This window comes from Actinoplanes sp. NPDC049599, from assembly GCF_044465625.1.
Taxonomy (GTDB): domain Bacteria; phylum Actinomycetota; class Actinomycetes; order Mycobacteriales; family Micromonosporaceae; genus Actinoplanes.
Genome location: NZ_JBITLX010000034.1, coordinates 34,808 through 52,393 on the forward strand (window position 1 = coordinate 34,808; position 17,586 = coordinate 52,393).

Consider the following 17,586-nt stretch of genomic DNA (forward strand, 5'->3'; position numbering starts at 1 on the left):
GCTGAACCGGAGAGATCTGATGGCCGAAGCCGTGCCGGGCGCGCTGCGCAACCCGGACTTCCGCAAGTTCTGGATCGGGGAGACGGTGTCGCTCGTCGGCACCGAGGTGACCCGCTTCGCCCTGCCGCTGGTCGCCGTGCTCACGCTGGGCGCGTCGGCGTTCGAGGTCGGCGTGCTCAACGCGCTGCGCTACGTGCCGATCGTGGTCGTGTCGCTGTTCGCCGGCATCTGGCTCGACCGGCGCCGCCGCCTGCCGGTCCTCATCGCCAGCAACACCTTCCGGGCGGTCTGCATCGGGCTCGTGCCGCTGCTGGCGGCCGTCGGCGGCCTGACCATCTGGACCCTGGGCGCCATCGCGCTGGTGCTGGGCACGTTCACCGTGCTGTTCGACGTCGGGTCGCTGTCGCTGGTGCCGAACCTGGTCGACCGCCCGCAGCTGCCCGACGCCAACGGCCGGCTCCAGACGTCGTTCTCGCTGGCCATGATCGTGGGACCCGGCGTGGGTGGGTTCCTGGTCTCCACGCTGGGTGCTCCGCTCACGCTGAGCCTGGACGCGGTCTCGTACGCCTTCAGCGTCGTCATGCTGTTGCTGCTGACCGTCCGCGAGCCCGAACCGCAGGCCGCGGCGGACCGGCCCACCGTACGGGCGGCCATCGGCGAGGGGCTGCACGCCGTGTTCGGCAACCGGGTGCTGCGCAACCTGCTCAGTCAGTCCGCCACGTTCAACCTCGCGCAGAACGCCATGATGACGGTCTTCGTGCTCTACACCGTGCGCTACCTCGGTCTCACCGCCGGGCAGCTCGGGCTGGTGCTGGGGATCGGGTCGCTCGGCGCGCTGGCCGGCGGGCTGCTGGCCACCCGGATCACCCGCACCGTCGGGTACGGCCGCTCGCTGCGCCTGGCCACCGTCGTCGCGGGACTCGCACCGCTGACGTTCCTGCTCGCCCAGGGCCGTGACCTCGCCTCGGTCACGCTGCTCACCGCGGCGTACGGCGCGGCCGGCTTCATGCTGGTGATCTACAACATCAACACCGTCTCGCTGCGCCAGGTGGTCACCCCGAACCGGCTGCTGGCCCGGATGAACGCGAGTTACCGGATGGTGTTGTTCGGCACGATCCCGCTGGGTGCGCTGCTCGGCGGCACGCTCGCGCAGTCCCTGGGGCTGCGCCCGGCCATGGTGATCACGGTGGTGCTGCTGACCGCCCCGATCGCCTGGACGTTCTTCTCCCCCGTCTTCCGGCTGCCGGCGCTGCCCAGCGGACCGGACGACCCGCTGGTCGCGCCCGCCCCCGCCGGCCCCGCGCCCGTCCCCGCGGCCTGACCCACCTTTCCCGAGGAGAAATCTGATGCTGTCCGACTCCCAGCGAGTTGCCCTGGCCGCCCGCCTGCGTCAGGGGCGCGGCACGACCACGATCCCGCGCCGCGACCCGAGCCTCACCGAGCTGCCGCTGTCCAGCGGCCAGGAACAGTTGTGGTTCATCGACCAGTTCGCCCCCGGGCTGCCCACCTACAACGTCGCCGGCACGCTGCGGCTCGACGGTGACCTGGACACCGACGCGCTGGGCCGGGCCTTCGACGCGCTGGTCGCCCGGCACGAGATCCTGCGCACCCGGATCGACACCGTCGACGGGCGGCCGGTGCAGGTCGTCGACCCGCCGCCGGACCCGGTCAGCTGGACGGCGCGCGACCTGTCCGGGCTGTCCGAGGCGGAGCGCCAGGCCACCTTCGCCGCCGAGGCGGTCGCCTTCGGGCTGCAGCCGTTCGACCTGGCGAAGGGGCCGCTCATCCGCACCGAGCTGGTCCGCCTGACGCCACGGAGCCACGCGCTGCACCTCAACGTGCACCACAGCGCGTTCGACGGCTGGTCCTTCGCCGTCTGCGTCAAGGAGCTGGCCGCGTTGTACGCCGCCCAGGTCGCCGGTGCGCCGACCGGCCTGCCGGAGCTGCCGATCCAGTTCGCCGACTACGCCCTGTGGGAGCGTGCCCGGCTGGACGGCGCGGGCGTGGACGAGCTGGTGGCGTACTGGCAGGAGCAGCTGCGCGGCGCCGGTTCCGTGCAGCTGCCGACCGACCGGCCCCGGCCGGTGCTGCAGTCCTTCGACGGCGCGATCGTCCGCAAGGCGATGGGCGCCGAGGTGCTGGCCGGGCTCCGGGAGCTGAGCCGGGCCGAGGGCACCACCGTCTTCGTGACGCTGCTCAGCGCGTTGCAGGTGCTGCTGCACCGCTACAGCGGGCAGGACGACATCGTGGTGGGCACCGCCAGCGCCAACCGCGGCCGCAGCGAGCTGGGGCCGCTGATCGGCTACCTGGTGAACACGTTGCCGGTGCGCACCGACACCTCCGGCGATCCGGCGTTCACCGAGCTGCTCGGCCGGGTCAAAGAGGTCGTGCTGGGCGCGTACGCGCATCAGGACCTGCCGTTCCCCCGGCTGGTCGAGGCGCTGAAGGTGGAGCGGGACGCCAGCCGGGCGCCGCTGTTCCAGATCGGCTTCACGATCAACGAGGACGAGCCGGACGACATCGAGGCCGGCGGCGTCACCGTCTCGGTCCTGCCGATCGACGCCCCGACCGCCAAGTTCGACCTGAACTTCTTCATGCAGGCCCACGGCGACCTGGTGGTCGAGGTGGCGTACGCGACCGCGCTCTACGACGCCGCCACCGTCGCCCGGATGCTCGACTCGCTGGCGGTGCTGCTGCGCGGGATCGTCGCCGACCCGTCCCGGCGGCTGTCCGACCTGCCCGTGCTGACCGAGCACGACCTGCACCAGGAGCTGGTCGCCTGGAACTCCAACACGATGGACGTGTCGCCGGCGCTGCTGCACGAGCTGGTCCAGCAGCAGGCCGCCCGGGTGCCGCAGGCCGAGGCCGCGGTGATGGACGGCCGGGCCCTCACGTACGCCCAGCTCAACGCCGCCGCCAACCGTGGCGCCCGGCGGCTGCGTGACTGCGGGGTCGGCCCGGAGTCGCTGGTCGGCGTGCACATGCGACCGTCGATCGAGCGGCTCACCGGCATCCTGGCGATCCTCAAGGCCGGCGGGGCGTGGGTGCCGCTGGACCCGGACTACCCGGCCGACCGGCTCGAGTTCATGATCGACGACGCGGGTGTCCGGGTGATCCTCGCCGACGCCGACGGCCGCGACTTCGACGCGACGGTCATCGTTCCGGTCCGGGACTGGGCGGACGACGGCGAGGTCGCGGACACCGACCTGGACGTCGCGGTCGGCCCGGCCAACGCCGCCTACGCGATCTACACCTCCGGCTCCACCGGCCGGCCCAAGGGGGTGATCGTCGAGCACCGGCAGGTCTCGAACTTCGTGCAGGGCATGGTGGCGCACTGGCCGCTCGACGAGCACGACCGGTTCCTGCAGTTCGCGTCGCTGAACTTCGACGTGTCGGTGATGGACATGTTCCTCGCCCTCGGCTCGGGCGGCGCGGCGATCTTCGGCAGCCGCGAGACGCTGATGTCGCCGCCGCGGCTGACCGCGCTGATGCGCGAGCAACGGGTGACCTTCGCCTGCCTGCCGCCGGCGGTCCTCAACCTGATCAGCGGGGCGGAGCTGCCCGACCAGCGGGTGCTGATCTCCGCCGGGGAGGAGCTCTCCGGCGAGCTGGTCCGCCGGTGGCTGCGGCCGGGCCTGCGGCTGTGCAACGGCTACGGCCCGACCGAGGTCACCATCGGCGCGACCATGATGGAGTTGCGCCCCGAGGACGTCGCGGCGCCGCCGATCGGGATGCCCAAGCCCAACTACCGGGCGTACGTGCTCGACAGCCACCTGCACCCGGTGCCGGTCGGGGTGGCCGGCGAGCTGCACCTGGGCGGCCCCGGGGTGGCCCGCGGCTACCTGAACCGCCCGGAGCTGACCGCCGAGAAGTTCGTCGAGGACCCGTTCTCGGCCGAGCCGGACGCCCGCATGTACCGCACGGGCGACCTGGTGCGGCGCCGCCCCGACGGCAACCTGGTCTTCCTCGGCCGGATCGACGGGCAGATCAAGATCCGCGGCCTGCGGGTCGAGCTCGGCGAGATCGAGGCGGCGATGGCCACGCACGAGGCCGTCGAGCAGGCCGCCGTCGTGGTGCGCGACGACCCCGCCGGCGACAAGCAGCTCATCGGCTACGCGCGGATGGCCCCGGGCGGGCCCGCGCTGAGCGTCCCGGACCTGCGTCAGCATCTGTCCCAGGTGCTGCCCGCGTACATGATCCCCACCCACATCCTGGTGCTCGACACGTTCCCGCTCAACGCCAGCGGCAAGATCGACCGGGCCGCGCTGCCGGACCCGGACGTCACCGAGGGTGACACCGCGTTCGTGGCGCCCCGCACGCTGATCGAGACGGCCGTGACCGACATGTACGCGAACCTGCTCAAGCTCGACCGGGTCAGCGTCGAGGACAGCTTCTTCGACCTCGGCGGCAACTCGCTGCAGGCGATGCGGCTGATCACCAGGCTGCGGACCGACCTGGCCGTGGACGCCGACGTGACCGCGGTCTTCCTGGCGCCCACGCCGGCGCAGCTGACCGTGCTGCTCCGCGACAAGTTCGGGCTGGACGACATCGATCTGGGTGACGAGGGCCTGGACGCGGTGCTGAGCTGAGCGGGGGGACGACCATGTTGACCGAGGCACAACGGACGGCCCTGACCGCCCGGCTCCGGCAGAACCGGTCCGGGCCCGCCGCCGCGGCGGCGGGCCCGGTGGTCCCGCTGGGTCGCGAGGGCGCGCCCGCCTTCGCGGTGCACGCGGTCAGCGGCACCGTCCACGAGTACGGCGCGCTGGCCCGGGAGCTCGACGGCGCCTACCGGGTGTCCGGCATCGAGGCGGCGCGCGGCGCACCGGTCGCCGATCTCGCCGTGCTGGCCGACCGGTACGCGGGCCTGGTCCGGGGCGCGCACCCGGCGGGTCCGTACCGGCTGATCGGCTGGTCGATGGGCGGCGTGCTGGCGTACGAGACGGCCCGCCGGCTGGCCGCGGCCGGCGGCGAGGTGGCGCTGGTGACGCTGATCGACGCGCCGTACCGGGCCGTCGCGCGGTACGCCGACTCCGCCGAGGGCCTCGCCGCGCTGTTCGTGGCCGAGGCCCTGCGCACCGCCGGCCACGAACCGGCCGCCCCGGAGCCCACCGCGCCGGTGGCACACCAGCTGGCACACCTGGCCGAGCGGCTGGCCGACGACCCGTCCGAGCGGGCGGCGCTCGCCGCCGAGCTGACCCGCCGGCACGCCACCTTCGCCGCGCACACCACGGCCCTGGCCGGCTACCGGCCGACCGGGCCGCTCGACGCGGCGGCCGTGCTGGTCCACGCGGCCGGCTCCCCGGACTCGACCGCCGACTGGGCTCGCCTGTTCGGCGGCGGCGCGCGGTGCCTGCACGTCGCCGCCGGACACTACGACTGCCTGCGACCGCCGACCGTCGTCTTGATCGCCGAGGCGGTCCGGGCGGCACCGACCCCGAGGAGTACGCCGTGACCACAGCCGACTGGTTCCGCAGCGCGGCGGGTGCGGCCCCCGGCCTGCCCCGGGTCTACTGCTTCACCCACGCCGGCGGCAACACCGCCGAGTACCTGCGCTGGCAGCCGGCGCTGGCCACGGCCGCGCAGGTGACGACCGTGACGATGCCGGGGCGGGGCCACCGCTACGCCGAGCAGGCGCCGGCGACGATCGGCGCGTTCGCCGCCGGGGCGGCCGAGGCCGTCGCCGCGCACGCCACCGGGCCGTTTGTCCTGTTCGGGCACAGCCTGGGCGCCGTCGTGGCGTTCGAGGTGGCCCGCCTGCTCCGCGACGATCCCCGGCTGCTGCACCTGGTCGCCTCCGGCGCCGCGGCGCCGGAGCTGATGCCCTCGCCGCGGGTGGTCCGGGCCGCCGCGTTGCGGGGCCGCGCCTTCGCGGAGGCGATCGGCTCCTTCGGCGGCCTGCCGGCCGAGGTGGTGGCGGCGGAGGAGCTGCACGACCTGCTCCTGCCGGGCGTGCAGGCCGACTTCCGGCTGGTCGCCGGCTACCGGTACCGGCCCGCCGCGCCGCTGCCGATCGGCATCACGCTGGTCAACGGCGTCGACGACAACCACGTGACCGCCGAGCGGGTGGCCGGCTGGGCCGGCGAGACGACCCTGCCGGTCGACACCCGCTGGGCTCCCGGCGGCCACTTCTACCTGAGCACCGACCCGCAGCCCGTCCTTGAGGTGCTGCGCGGGCTCACCACCGCCGGCACGACGACGGCGCCCGGCCAGTCCGACCTGCTGATCTGAACGTTCCGCCGATCCGAAGGGAGCACACCGTGCCGTCCTCCGCCCCGTTGCGCCTGCTCGTGTCCTGTCCCGACCGGCCCGGCATCATCGCCGCCGTGGCCCGGTTCCTGCACGAACGCGGCGCCAACATCGTCCGCTCCGATCAGCACACGTCGGACCCGCAGGGCGGGACGTTCTTCCTGCGGATGGAGTTCGTCCTGCCCGACGAGCGGCGCGACCTGCTCGAGGCGTTCGGGTTGACCGTGGCCGCGCCGTACCGGATGACCTGGCGCATCATCGACTCCCACGACCGCAAGCGGATCGCCGTGCTGGCCTCCCGCGCCGACCACTGCCTGGTCGACCTGCTGTGGCGCCAGCGGCGCGGGGAACTCGCCGCGGAGATCACCATGGTGGCCAGCAACCACCCCGACCTGCGTTCCACAGTGGAGTGGTTCGGCGTGCCGTTCCACCACGTGCCGACGCCGGCCGCCGGCCGGGCCGCCGCCGAGGCGGAGCTGGCCGACCTGCTGGAGGGCCGGTGTGACGTGGCGGTCCTGGCGCGCTACATGCAGATCCTCAGCGGCGCCTTCCTCGACAAGATCGGCGTGCCGGTCATCAATATTCATCATTCCTTCCTGCCGTCTTTCCCCGGGGCCGCGCCGTACCAGCGGGCCCGCGCCCGCGGCGTCAAGCTGATCGGCGCGACCGCACACTATGTGACCGCCGAGCTGGACGAAGGCCCGATCATCGAGCAGGACGTGGTGCGCGCCTCGCACCGCGACGACGCCACGGCCCTGGCCCGGCTCGGCGCCGATGTGGAGCGCACGGTGCTCGCCCGGGCCGTCCGCTGGCACTGCGAGGACCGGCTGCTGCAACACGACAACACGGTCCTGGTCTTCTGATCATGCCGCTCAGCTGCGCCGCCGCGCGGCGGCCGGACAGATCGAACTCTGTCGGTTTCCCGACTGTCTCGTCAAAGCCCGTATCGCATCAGCGGACTCGTCCGCGCCTCCTATACTCCGTTACGCAATGTCGACGGGAGAGGCACAATGCGATTGCATTGGAAGGGCCGGCGGTGACCGATCCGTGCGACTTACGGATCCGGGTGGAGGTGCTGGGTCCGTTGCGCGCCTGGCGCGGCGACCAGCCGACCAGCCTGGGGCCGGTGCAGCAGCGGGTCGTGCTCGCGATCCTGGCGTTGCACGCCAACCGCTCGCTCGGCCGCGAGCAGCTGATCGAGGCGGTCTGGGGCGAGGAGCCCCCGGCCTACGCGGTGAACCTGGTGCAGAAGAACGTCTCCGCGCTGCGGCGCAGCCTGGAGCCGGTGCGCCCGCCGGACGGCAAGTCCCGCGTGCTGACCTGGAGCGACGCCGGATACCGGCTCATCCTGCCGGAGGGCGGTCTCGACCTCGCCGACTTCGACCGGGAGCTGGCCAGGTCCGGCGCGGCACGCGCCACGGGTGACCTGCCCGCGGCGTCCCGGGCGCTGCACACCGCCCTGGGGCTGTGGCGCGGCCCGCTGCTGGACGGTCTGGCCGGCCCGCTGCTCGACGCCGAGCGCGAGCGCCTCGCCGAACGCCGGATCGGCGCGCTCGAGGACCGGATCGAGGTCGACCTCTGCCTCGGCGACGACCGCGACCTGGTCGCCGAGCTGCGCCGGCTGGTGGCGGAGCACCCGCTGCGGGAACGGCTGCGCGGGCTGCTCATGCAGGCGCTCTACCGCAGCGGGCAGCGGGCCGACGCGCTCGCGGCGTTCCGGGAGACCCACGACTACCTCTATGCCGAGCTCGGCGTGGGCCCCGGCGCCGAGCTGCAGGAGCTGCACCGCAGGCTGCTGGACGACGACCCGGAGCTGACCACACCCCGGCCGGTGGCCGCGGTGCCGCTGCCCCCGGCCGTGCCGGTGCACCGGCCGCCGACCCCGGCGCAGCTGCCGCACGGCATGGCCGACTTCACCGGGCGGCAGCGGCAGCTGGCCCGGCTGGACGAGCTGCTGGACCGGGAGGACGCCACCGCCATCGCCATGATCATCGGAACGGCCGGGGTGGGCAAGACCTCGCTGGCCGTGCACTGGGCGCACCGGGTCAGCGACCGGTTCCCCGACGGTCAGCTGTACGTCAACCTGCGCGGCTTCGACGCCCACGGCTCCGCGGTCGAGCCCGGTGACGCGCTGCGGGGCTTCTTCGACGCGTTCGCGGTCCCCAACGCCCAGGTCCCGGCCCGGCTGGAGGACCAGGCCGCCCTCTACCGCAGCCTGCTGGCCGGGCGCCGGATCCTGGTGGTGCTCGACAACGCCCGGGACTCCGAGCAGATCGGGCCGCTGCTGCCGGGCGCACCGGGCTGCGCGGTCGTCGTCACCAGCCGCCGCCGGCTCGCCGGCGTGGCCGCCGCCGGCGCCGACGTGCTGTCGCTGGACCTGCTCGCCCCGGGTGAGGCCCGCGAGTTCTTCAGCGGCCGGGTCGGCGCGGCGCGGGTGGCGGCCGAGCCCGTCGCGTTCGACGCCATCGTGGCCGACTGCGCCCGGTTGCCGCTGGCGCTGGCGATCGTGGCGGCGCGGGCGGCCGTCTACCCCGAGCAGAGCCTCACCGCGCTGGCCACCGACCTGCGGGAGGCGGCCGGCGGCCTGGACGCGTTCGTCGGGGAGAACCCGGCCAACGACGCCCGGGCGGTGCTGTCGTGGTCGTACGCCCGGCTCGGCCCGGCCGCTGCCCGGCTGTTCCGCCTGCTCGGGCTGCACCGCCGGCCGGACATCGCGACCCCGGCCGCGGCCAGCCTCGCCGGCGTGCCGGTGGCCGAGGCCCGGCGCCTGCTGCGCGAGCTGACCAGCGCGCACCTGGTCGAGGAGGCCACCCCGGGCCGGTTCGGGTTCCACGATCTCCTGCGGGCGTACGCGAGGGAGCAGACCCTGGCCGTCGACAGCGACGCCGAGCGGCGCCACGCCGTGCTCCGCCTGCTCGACCACTACCTGCACACGGCCTGGCTGGCCGACCGCACGCTGTACCCGTACCGGCAGCCGATCGGGGTGGAGCCGGCCGACCCGGCCACCGTGGTGGCGCGGGTCGACGGGCCCGCCGAGGCGCTGGTCTGGTTCCTGGGCGAGCAGGCCGCCCTGCTCGCCGCGGTGGAGCAGGCCGAGGCCGAGGACTTCCCGCGGCACGCCAGCCGGCTGGCCTGGACGATCACCGCGTTCCTCAACTACCAGGGCAAATGGCACGACTGGGCGGGCGTGCTCCGGATCGCCCTGTCGGCGAGCCGGCAGGTCGGCGACGTCGCCGGCCAGGCGCTCACCCATCGGCTGCTGAGCCTGGCCTACCTGCAGCAGGGCCTGCTGACCGACGCGGAGGCCCAGGCCAAGCAGGCGTTCGACCTGTTCGGCGAGCTCGGCGACCGGGCCGGGCAGGCCCGCCTGCACCTCGACTACAGCCGCGTGCTGGAACGCCAGGGCGACATCGCGGCCGGGCTCGAACGGGCCGAGCTGGCGCTCGAGCTGTTCCGGGCGGCCGGCGAGCCCAGCGGTGAGGCGGACGCGCTCAACTGGGTCGGCTGGTTCCACAGCCTGCGGGGCTTCCACCAGCAGGCCCTGGACTACTGCCACCAGTCCCTCGACCTGCACCGCAGGCTCGGTGACTCGCCCAGTCAGGCCGACACCTGGGACGCGCTCGGCTTCGCCCACCACCACCTCGGCAACAGCGACGCCGCGATGTCCTGTTACGAGAAGGCGCTCGGGCTGTGGCGCGAGCTCGGCGACCGGTACGAGGTCGCCACCACCACGCTGCGCATGGGCAACGTGCAGCACTCCACCGGCGACCTCCAGGCGGCCCGCAAGCTCTGGCTGCAGGCCCGCATCATCCTCGACGAGCTCGGCCACCCGCTCGGCGAGCAGCTGTCCGCCTGGTTGGCCGAACCCACCCCGTCCGCACCTCCTGAAGGGATCCACCATGTCTGACCCGCAGCACTCGCTCCACCCGAACCGGCGCGCCGCCGGCGTCGTGCTGGGCAGCCTCGCCACCGGGGCCATGCTCAGCGCGGCGGCCGCGGGCCTGCCGGCCGTCTCGGCCGCGGCGGCGCCGTCCACCGTCCACCAGCAGTTCGACGAGGCGTTCACCCCCGGCGCGGTCGCCTTCGCCGGCAGCGGGGCGGCCATCGTCGTCAACGTGGTCTGACGCTGTGCCGGCGTACTCGTTGCCCCTGCTGAACAAGGCCGTGGCCACGCCGACCGAGGCCGATCCGCGGCTGCGGTCGCAGTGGCCCGTGGTGCTGGTCACCATGCCGTTCATGGACGCCGACCGGCCGTCGATCCAGCTCGGACTGCTCGCGGCGATCCTGCGGGGGCACGGGTTCCCGGCACGCACCCTGCACGCCAACCTCGACTTCGCCGTTCGCCTGGGCGTGGAGCGGTATCACCGCCTGGGCGAACGGCGCAGCCGGATGGTGGCCGACTGGCTGTTCTCGGTGGCCGCGTTCGGCGCGGAGGCGCCCGACCCCGACGGCCGGCTGCTTGACGACTTCGCCGCCGACCTGGCCTACCTGGGCGACGCGGAGCTCGCGCGGGAGACGCTGCTGCGGATCCGCGACGAGGACGTGCCCGCCTATCTCGACGCGCTGGTCGACGGCTACGACTGGGAGCCGGTGCGCGTCGTCGGGTTCAGCTCCACCTTCCAGCAGAACACGGCGTCGTTCGCCCTCGCGCGCCGGCTCAAGCAGCGCTTCCCGCGGATCGTGACCGTCTTCGGCGGCGCGAACTTCGACGGCGAGATGGGTCCGGAATGGATCCGTGCCGTGGACTGCGTCGACGTGGCGGTGGTCGGCGAGGGTGACGTCGCGCTGCCCCGGCTGATGCACGCGCTGGCGACCGGCGCCGGGCCGGCGGGCCTTCCCGGCATCGCCTGCCGGGTGGACGGTGCGGTCGTCAGCACCGTGCCGGAGGCCGCGCTGACCCGCCTCGACGAGTCGCCCAGCCCCGACTACGACGAGTTCTTCGAGCGCGCGGCCGGCCTCGGCCTGCTGCCCGCCGCCGGCCCCACCCGGGTCCGCCTGCCGTTCGAGTCCGCCCGCGGCTGCTGGTGGGGCGCCAAGCACCACTGCACGTTCTGCGGCCTCAACGGCAGCACGATGCAGTTCCGGGCCAAGTCCCCCGAGCGGGTCGCCGGCGAGCTGGTGACCCAGGCCCGCCGGTACCGCACCTTCCGGTTCGAGGCGGTCGACAACATCGTCGACATGTCGTACCTGAAGCAGCTCTTCCCCGCCTTCATCGAGCAGGAGACCGGCTTCGAGCTCTTCTACGAGGTCAAGGCGAACCTCAGCCGCGATCAGGTACGCACCCTGGCCCACGCCGGGGTCTCGGCCATCCAGCCCGGCATCGAGTCGCTCAGCTCGCACGTGCTGGCGCTGATGAACAAGGGCGTCCGCGCGGCGCAGAACATCAACCTGCTGCGCTGGGCCAGGTACTACGGCATCGACGTGTCCTGGAACATCATCTGGGGCTTCCCCGGCGAGACCGAGCAGGACTACGCCGAGCAGGCGGCCCTGCTGCCGCATCTGGCGCACCTGCCGGCGCCGGCCGGCACCGGGCGGCTCTGGCTCGAGCGGTTCAGCCCGCTCTACCGCAGCTCCCCCGGCAAGCTGCCGGAACACAGCTACCGCTACATCTACCCACCCGCGGTGGAGCTGGGCAAGGTCGCCTACTTCTTCGAGTACGACCTGCCCGGCGCGCTGCCCGACGCCACCTACGAGGCGGTCAGCGCCGGCGCCGCGCGCTGGCGAGCCGCCGGCGACGACGGCCACGAGCCCGTCCTGCGCTTCTGGGCGGCGCCGGGCTTCGTGCAGATCTACGACGGACGGCACGCCGGCGCCGAGGGCACCTACACCTTCGAGGGACCCGTCGCCGACCTGTACGCCGCGTGCAGCGATCGGCCGCTGACCGCGCAGGCCGCGTACCGGCGCCTGGACGGCCGGCTCCCGGCCGAGGCGGTCCAGCAGGCCCTCATCGAGTACGCCCGCCGGGGCCTGATGGTCCTCGACGGCGATCTCGCCCTGGCGCTCGCCCTGCCCGCCGGTGTGCCTCGATGATCCCGCCCGCCCGCGCCGAATGTCGGATCCGCCCCTTCCCCTGAGGTGTTCATGAGTGACCAGATCTCGCTGCGTTCCTTCCTCGACGCCGACGAGCTCTTCCTGCAACGACTGACCGTCGACCCCGAGGCACTCGGCCCGTTCGAATGGGCCGGCTTCACCGACGCCCGCGCGCGTCACCGGCGGTGGCAGACCGACGGATACGTCGGCGTCCAGTCCACCGCGCTGGCGGTCGTCGGGCCGGACGACAGCGTCATCGGCATCGCCAGCTGGGAGGCCCGCACCCGGGGCGGCCCGATCGGCGCCTGCTACGAGATCGGTCTCGCGCTGCTGCCGGAGCACCGCGGCAACGGCTGGGGCACCACCGCCCAGCGCCTGCTGATCAGCTACCTGTTCCGCTTCACGCTCGCGAACCGGCTGGAGGCGCAGACCGACGCCGGCAACGTCGCCGAGCAGCGCGCGCTGGAGCGGATCGGTTTCCGCCGCGAGGGCCTGCTGCGCCAGGTGCGGTTCCGGCACGGCGTCTGGCAGGACATGCTCATCTACGGGCTGCTCCGTGCGGAGATTCCCGACCTGCTCCAGTGACCGCTCCAGTGCGACGTCCAGCGCGACCGCCACCCTGAGGAGCGTGACACAACCGCGATTCCTTGTGCTCGGGACGCTCACCGTATCCGGCAGCGTTCCGGTTGACGTCGGCCCGCTCAAGCAGCGGCTCACGCTCGCCATGCTGCTCGCCCGGCCGGACACGCTGGTGCCGGTCGACTCCCTGTGCGAGGGGGTGTGGACCGAGGCCGCGGCGCCCCGCACAGCCCGCAAGAACCTGCAGGTGTACATCAGCAACCTGCGCCGGCTGCTGGACGACCGGGCCGGCGGCGCCGACCGGCTGGTGCACGAGGCGGGCGGCTACCGCCTGCACGTCGAGACGGACGAACTCGACTCGCTGCAGTTCCGCGCGCTGGCCCGGGCCGGCCGCCAGGCCCGCCACCGCGGCGCGCCGCAGCCGGCGGTCCAGCACTTCCGGCACGCGCTGCGGCTGTGGCGGGGCACGCCGTTCGCCGGGCTGCACCGCTCACACCCCCTCGCCGCCGAGGCCCGCCGGCTGGACGGCCAGCATCTGCAGGTGCTGGAGGAGTGGGCGGAGACCGAACTGGAGCTCGGGAACTGCGCCGCGGTCGCCGACGCGCTCGCCGAACCCGCCGAACGCCACCCGCAACGCGAGCGCCTGCGGGCGGCGCAGATGACCGCGCTGTTCCGCTCCGGCCGCCAGGCCGAGGCCCTGCAGGTCTTCGAGGACGTGCGCCGGCAGCTCGCCGCGGCGTACGGGCTGCAGCCGACACCCGCCCTCGAGGAGCTCTACCGGTCGATCCTCGCCGAACAACGCGGGCGCCCCCGGCCGGCTGCCGCGCCGGCGCCGCAGTCCCTGCCGCACGACCTGCCGGACTTCGTCGGCCGCGCCGAGCAGCTCGGCGAGATCACCGAGGTCGTGCGGCACAGCACCCGGCAGGTGGTCGTCGTGACCGGGCCGGCCGGGGTGGGCAAGACGGCGCTGGCGGTCCGGCTCGCGCACACGCTGCGGCACGACTTCCCCGGCGGCCGGATCCTGCTGCGCATGCGCGAACCGGACGGCACACCGCGCACGACGGTCGACCTCCTGGCCGAACTGGCCGCGCTCACCGGCCTGACCGACCGGATGACCGGCCACCCCGACCAGGACAGCTTCCACTGGCGTGCCTGGCTCGGCGAGCGGCGGATGCTGCTCATGCTCGACGACGCACCGGACGAGACCGCCGTCCGGCCGCTGGTGCCCGGCGCCGGCGCCGCCACGGTCGTGGTCACCTCGCGCCGCCGGATGACCGGGCTGGCCGCCGCCCACCGCATCGACGTGCCCTGCCTGACCTGCGCCGAAGCGGTGGAACTGCTGGCACAGATCATCGGCCGCGACCGGACCACCGCGGACCCCTCGGCGGCGGACGCGGTCGTCACCGCGATCGGCCGGCTGCCGCTGGCGGTGCGGATCGGCGGGCTAAAACTGGCGGCGATGCGCCTGCTGCCGCTGCGGGACTTCGCCGAGCGGCTGGCGAGCTCCCGTACGGTGCTGGACGAGCTCGTGGCCGGCGACCTCGCGGTCCGGCCCCGCATCGCCGACAGCTGGTACGGGATGTCCCGCGCGCACCGCACCGACGTCAGCCAGCTGGCCGCCCTGCCGGCCCCGTCGCTGACCCTGCAGGACGCGGCCACCACGCTGTCCTGCCCGCCCGACGAGGCTCGTCGCCGGCTGGAGTCGCTGGTGGATACGGGCGCCCTGCTGTCCCCCGAACCGGCCGTCACCACGCACAGCATCCGCTACGAACTGCCCGCCCTCGTCCGCCTGTACGCCCGCGAGTGCGTCAGCACGCCCCCGGACCGGCAAGCCGTGGTCGTGGGGTGACGCCGCGGCGCGGGTGAATCTTCGAATCCTCCCATCTTCGGCGGCGACGCTGGATCTGTAGCCGACCGGGAAGGGAGCCGTGAGCCGCCGTGAGTTCTGCCGAGGTGATGGGCCGGGTCCGATTCGCCGGGTCCGGCGCGGCGATCCGCAGGCGGCCGCCGGCCCGCCGGTGGTGGGCCGACCTCGCTGGCTCGGCCGCTCTGTTCAGCGTGGTGATCGTGGTCGCGTTGTGGCTGCACAACGGCGGTCTTCGCACCTTTGCGACGCCGGGCGGCCCGGCGACCTCGCTCGGCCGGCTCACCGGTCTGGTGGCGTCCGACCTGCTGCTGCTCCAGGTGTTGCTGATGGCGCGGATCCCGTGGGTGGAGCGGAGTTACGGCCAGGACGCGCTGGCGCGCCGGCACCGCCTGGTGGGTTTCCTGTCGTTCTGGCTCATGATCGTCCACGTCGTGCTGATCACGGTGGGCTACGCGCAGTCCGGCGGCGGGGACCTCCCCGGTACGGGCTGGGACCTCGTCGTCAGGTACCCGGGCATGCTGCTGGCGGCCGCGGGCACGACGCTGCTCCTCCTGGTCGTGGTGTTGTCGATCCGCGCCGCGCGCCGCCGGCAGCGCTACGAGACGTGGCACCTCATCCACCTGTACGCCTACCTCGGGGTGGGGCTGGCCCTGCCGCACCAGCTGTGGACCGGTGCGGACTTCGTCGCGTCGCCGGCGGCGCGGCTGTACTGGTGGGGTCTGTACGCCGCGACGCTGGGCGCGGTGCTGGTGTTCCGGGTCGGGCTGCCCGCGTTCCGCTCGGCCTATCACCGGCTCCGGGTGCACGCGGTCGTGCCGGAGGCGCCGGGCGTGGTCTCGGTGTATCTGAGCGGGCATCGCCTCGACCGCCTTCCGGCCCGCGCCGGGCAGTTCCTCAGCTGGCGGTTCCTCGACGGCCCGGGCTGGAGCAGGGCCCACCCGTACACGCTGTCGTCCGCGCCGTCCGGCGGCCTGCTGCGGATCACGGTCAAGGACCTCGGCGACGGCAGCTCCCGCGTCGCCACCCTGCGCCCGGGCACGCGGGTGCTGGTCGAGGGGCCGTACGGGGCGCTGACCGCCGATCATGTCGCGGGCGGGCGCAAGGCTCTGCTGATGGCCGCGGGGGTCGGCATCACGACCATGCGGGCCCTGCTCGACGACCTCGCCGGAGCCGGCACCGAGATCACGCTGCTCTACCGGATCCGGCGGCACGAGGACGCCGTGTTCCGGACCGAGCTGGACGACGCGGCCCGCCGGCACGGCGTCCGGGTGGTGTATCTCGACGGTGGCCGGGCCCGCCCCGGATCCTGGCTGCCCGCCCGCTTCGCCCAGGTCAGCGACCTGGCCGGGCTGCGGTGGCTGGTGCCGGACCTGGACCGCCACGAGGTCTTCCTCTGCGGACCGCCGCCGTGGATGGCGGCGGTGCGGGCCACCCTGCGCGACGCGGGCGTCGGCGCCGGCCACGTGCACGCCGAGGAGTTCGCATGGTGACGCCGCCGGATCAACGAGGGAGACGATGACAATGCGCCGGATCACCCTGCTGATCGTGTCCACCCTGGCGGCGCTCGTGCTGCTGTTCAGCTATCGCACGAGCACCGGCGGCGCACTGCCGGGCACCACCTCGGCCGCTGCCGCACCCGGTGTCGTCCCCGACGCCCCCTCGGCCGCGCCGCCCGGCTCGCCGTCGCGGCGTCCCGCCGTCCGCACGACGCGGGTCAACGGGACGACGGCGCAGACCCGGTGGGGGCCGGTGCAGGTCCAGGTCACAATCGTCGGGAAGAAGATCACCGAGGTCCGGGCGCTGCAGCGCCCGACCGGCAACCGCCGGGACGACCAGATCAACGGGTACGCCCTGCCGAAGCTGCGTCAGCAGGTCCTGCAGGCGCAGAGCGCCCGGATCGACACGGTCAGCGGAGCCACGGTGACCAGCGACGGGTACCGTGAGTCGCTGCAGGCGGCCCTGGACGCGGCCCACTTCGGCTGACCGACGCCGCATGCTGATCCGCGGCCGTCCGGGATGCTGATCAGCCCGTCCGCCGGCCCGTCCACAGCAGGTACTCCCAGCGCATGATGCCGCCGCCCTGGTTGTGCCGGCCGGCCAGGTCGGCGAGGTCCCGGTCGAGCGCGGCCACCCGGTCCGGTTCCGCGGCCAGGTGGCGGTAGGCGGCGACGGTGGGGCCGTAGTGGGTCTTGAAGAAGTCGCGGAACTGCGCGCCGTCGGCGAAGCGGTCGATCACCGCGGTGTCCACCTCGGCGCTGACCTCCTCGACCCGATCGCCGAAGAGGTCGCGCACGTGGTCCGCGTGCCCCCACAACGGCGGCGGTTGCGCGCCCGGCGGAGGCGGCGGGGAGTACTGCTTCATGAGGCCGAAGAGCTGACCGATGAAGCCCTGCGGCGTCCAGTTGATCATGGCGATGGTGCCGCCCGGCCGGCAGGCCCGCACCAGCTCGTCCGCGGCGGCCCGGTGGTGCGGGGCGAACATCACGCCGACGCAGGACAGGACGACGTCGAACGAGCCGTCGGCGAACGGCAGCGCCTCGGCGTCGCCCTCCCGCCAGTCGACCACCGCGCCGCGCGCGGCCGCGAGGGTACGGCCGGCCTCCAGCAGCGGCGGGGTCAGATCGCAGGCCACCACCTCGGCGCCGGTCAGCGCCGCCGGGATCGCGGCGTTCCCGCTGCCGGCGGCCACGTCGAGCACCCGCTGGCCCGGTCCGGTCCGGCAGGCGCCGACCAGCGTCGCGCCGAGCCGGGGAATCACCTCCGTGGCGACGCTGGGGTAGTCGCCGAGCGCCCACATCGCGCGGTGGCGGTCCTTGAGGGTGCGGTCGGCTTCGGTCGTGTCCGGCTGGACGGTCATAGCG

General features: G+C 73.8%; 13 protein-coding genes. 12 read left to right on the top strand and 1 reads right to left on the bottom strand.

All coding sequences use genetic code 11. The annotated features are described in order from the left end of the window. Nucleotides 1-19 precede the first annotated feature (19 nt). The 12 genes from ACIBQZ_RS37595 (at nucleotide 20) to ACIBQZ_RS37650 (ending at nucleotide 16,708) form a co-directional block, all read left to right on the top strand. The gene (locus ACIBQZ_RS37595) at nucleotides 20-1,321 is read left to right on the top strand and encodes an MFS transporter (RefSeq protein ID WP_396093678.1); all 1,302 of its coding nucleotides are present in this window, start codon (nucleotides 20-22) and stop codon (nucleotides 1,319-1,321) included. A gap of 25 nt (nucleotides 1,322-1,346) precedes the next feature. Further along, a complete protein-coding gene (locus tag ACIBQZ_RS37600; RefSeq protein ID WP_396093679.1) occupies nucleotides 1,347-4,589 on the top strand; it encodes an amino acid adenylation domain-containing protein in 3,243 nt (1,080 codons plus the stop codon). Between the two features lie 14 nt (nucleotides 4,590-4,603). Next, the gene (locus tag ACIBQZ_RS37605) at nucleotides 4,604-5,455 is read left to right on the top strand and encodes a thioesterase domain-containing protein (RefSeq protein ID WP_396093680.1); all 852 of its coding nucleotides are present in this window, start codon (nucleotides 4,604-4,606) and stop codon (nucleotides 5,453-5,455) included. Beyond that, on the top strand, nucleotides 5,452-6,231 hold the full coding sequence (locus tag ACIBQZ_RS37610; RefSeq protein ID WP_396093681.1) for a thioesterase II family protein: 780 nt from the start codon (nucleotides 5,452-5,454) through the stop codon (nucleotides 6,229-6,231). The genes ACIBQZ_RS37605 and ACIBQZ_RS37610 overlap by 4 nt, the downstream gene beginning before the upstream one ends. A gap of 29 nt (nucleotides 6,232-6,260) precedes the next feature. Then, nucleotides 6,261-7,112 carry a formyltetrahydrofolate deformylase gene (purU, locus tag ACIBQZ_RS37615; RefSeq protein WP_396093682.1) on the top strand — a complete coding sequence of 284 codons (852 nt, stop codon included), beginning with the start codon at nucleotides 6,261-6,263 and terminating at the stop codon, nucleotides 7,110-7,112. A 203-nt stretch (nucleotides 7,113-7,315) separates the two neighbouring features. Further along, nucleotides 7,316-10,156 (top strand): BTAD domain-containing putative transcriptional regulator, encoded by a 2,841-nt coding sequence (locus ACIBQZ_RS37620; RefSeq protein ID WP_396093683.1) that lies wholly within the window; start codon nucleotides 7,316-7,318, stop codon nucleotides 10,154-10,156. Continuing rightward, nucleotides 10,149-10,373: a hypothetical protein gene (locus tag ACIBQZ_RS37625; RefSeq protein WP_396093684.1), complete on the top strand. Its 225-nt coding sequence runs from the start codon at nucleotides 10,149-10,151 to the stop codon at nucleotides 10,371-10,373. The genes ACIBQZ_RS37620 and ACIBQZ_RS37625 overlap by 8 nt, the downstream gene beginning before the upstream one ends. A gap of 4 nt (nucleotides 10,374-10,377) precedes the next feature. Next, nucleotides 10,378-12,279, top strand: coding sequence for a RiPP maturation radical SAM C-methyltransferase (locus ACIBQZ_RS37630; RefSeq protein ID WP_396093685.1), 1,902 nt, complete (start codon nucleotides 10,378-10,380; stop codon nucleotides 12,277-12,279). A gap of 51 nt (nucleotides 12,280-12,330) precedes the next feature. Beyond that, the gene (locus ACIBQZ_RS37635) at nucleotides 12,331-12,864 is read left to right on the top strand and encodes a GNAT family N-acetyltransferase (protein ID WP_396093686.1); all 534 of its coding nucleotides are present in this window, start codon (nucleotides 12,331-12,333) and stop codon (nucleotides 12,862-12,864) included. A gap of 43 nt (nucleotides 12,865-12,907) precedes the next feature. Next, nucleotides 12,908-14,707: a BTAD domain-containing putative transcriptional regulator gene (locus tag ACIBQZ_RS37640; RefSeq protein WP_396093687.1), complete on the top strand. Its 1,800-nt coding sequence runs from the start codon at nucleotides 12,908-12,910 to the stop codon at nucleotides 14,705-14,707. An 89-nt stretch (nucleotides 14,708-14,796) separates the two neighbouring features. Continuing rightward, nucleotides 14,797-16,215, top strand: a complete 1,419-nt coding sequence (locus ACIBQZ_RS37645) for a ferric reductase-like transmembrane domain-containing protein (RefSeq protein ID WP_396093688.1) — start codon at nucleotides 14,797-14,799, stop codon at nucleotides 16,213-16,215. 25 nt (nucleotides 16,216-16,240) lie between these two features. Further along, nucleotides 16,241-16,708: an FMN-binding protein gene (locus ACIBQZ_RS37650; RefSeq protein WP_396093689.1), complete on the top strand. Its 468-nt coding sequence runs from the start codon at nucleotides 16,241-16,243 to the stop codon at nucleotides 16,706-16,708. 40 nt (nucleotides 16,709-16,748) lie between these two features. On the opposite strand, the gene ACIBQZ_RS37655 is transcribed toward ACIBQZ_RS37650, so the two are convergent. Beyond that, nucleotides 16,749-17,582: a class I SAM-dependent methyltransferase gene (locus ACIBQZ_RS37655; RefSeq protein WP_396093690.1), complete on the bottom strand. Its 834-nt coding sequence runs from the start codon at nucleotides 17,580-17,582 to the stop codon at nucleotides 16,749-16,751. Nucleotides 17,583-17,586 lie beyond the last annotated feature (4 nt).

Coding starts and splice junctions, on each gene's coding strand:
- ACIBQZ_RS37655 (WP_396093690.1), bottom strand. CDS start 17,582: ATGACCGTCCAGCCGGACACGACCGAAGCCGACCGCACCCTCAAGGAC.
- ACIBQZ_RS37635 (WP_396093686.1), top strand. CDS start 12,331: ATGAGTGACCAGATCTCGCTGCGTTCCTTCCTCGACGCCGACGAGCTC.
- ACIBQZ_RS37595 (WP_396093678.1), top strand. CDS start 20: ATGGCCGAAGCCGTGCCGGGCGCGCTGCGCAACCCGGACTTCCGCAAG.
- ACIBQZ_RS37625 (WP_396093684.1), top strand. CDS start 10,149: ATGTCTGACCCGCAGCACTCGCTCCACCCGAACCGGCGCGCCGCCGGC.
- ACIBQZ_RS37650 (WP_396093689.1), top strand. CDS start 16,241: ATGACAATGCGCCGGATCACCCTGCTGATCGTGTCCACCCTGGCGGCG.
- ACIBQZ_RS37605 (WP_396093680.1), top strand. CDS start 4,604: ATGTTGACCGAGGCACAACGGACGGCCCTGACCGCCCGGCTCCGGCAG.
- ACIBQZ_RS37600 (WP_396093679.1), top strand. CDS start 1,347: ATGCTGTCCGACTCCCAGCGAGTTGCCCTGGCCGCCCGCCTGCGTCAG.